This window comes from Paractinoplanes toevensis, assembly GCF_018332695.1.
Taxonomy (GTDB): domain Bacteria; phylum Actinomycetota; class Actinomycetes; order Mycobacteriales; family Micromonosporaceae; genus Actinoplanes; species Actinoplanes toevensis.
The window spans coordinates 1-812 of the sequence record NZ_BOQN01000166.1 but is presented as its reverse complement, the minus strand read 5'-3'; the positions used below and the strand labels follow the sequence as shown (position 1 = coordinate 812).

Annotated in this window: 2 pseudogenes; both read right to left on the bottom strand. The window is 67.7% G+C overall.

What is annotated here, in order from left to right:
- Positions 1 to 242, bottom strand: a pseudogene (locus Ato02nite_RS48470) (DUF4383 domain-containing protein); the annotation flags it as partial.
- Between the two features lie 80 nt (positions 243 to 322).
- Positions 323 to 812, bottom strand: a pseudogene (locus Ato02nite_RS48465) (ABC transporter ATP-binding protein); the annotation flags it as partial.

The following is an 812-nucleotide window of genomic DNA, read 5'->3' as shown; positions in this document are numbered from 1 at the left end:
GTGTCGAGGTTGCGGCCGATGGCGGTGATGATCAGCACGATCACGCCGACGGCCAGCGAGATGATCGACAGGAGCAGGTTGGCGCCCTGTCCGAGCACGAGGTCGGCGGACTTGCCGGTGAAGTCGTCGCCGGCCGTCTGGATCAGGCCCACGATCCCGAACACGACGAGGTAGGCGCCGGCGAGGAAGCCGAGCACTCGGTACATCGGCCGCAGCGGGTGGTTGACCGGATTGTGCGCCATGGTGTCCGTCTCCAATATCAGGTGTTGTGCGCCCCCGATTCTCGCGTATCACGATCGGCCGCGCAGGCACACCCCCCGGATCAACCTTCCGGCACCTGCTCGGCCAACTCGAGCCAGGCCTCCTCGATCTGACCCCGCTCCTCCTGGGCGGCCTTGAGCTGGGCTTCCAGCTCGACCAGCTTCGAGTAATCGGCTCCGTGCGCGGCCAGCGACTCGTTGATCTTGAGGACCTTCTCGTCGAGCTTCCCGAGCTGACGCTCGAGCCGAGCAAGATCTTTGCGAGCCTGCCGGGCCTCACCCGCGGAGAGGCCACTCACGCTCGGCCCCCCTTGCGCCTGCGTTTCCGGTACGCCGGGGGAAAGGCGGGTCGCCGCCCGTTTGAGGTATTCGTCGACGCCGCCCGGCAGGTGCACCAGCCGCCCGTCGCCGAACATGCCGTACGCCGTCTCGGTGACCCGCTCGACCAGGTAACGGTCGTGGCTCGCGACGATCATCGTGCCCGGCCAGGAGTCGAGGAGGTCCTCCAGCGCGGCCAGGGTGTCGGTGTCCAGGTCGTTGGTCGGCTCGTCG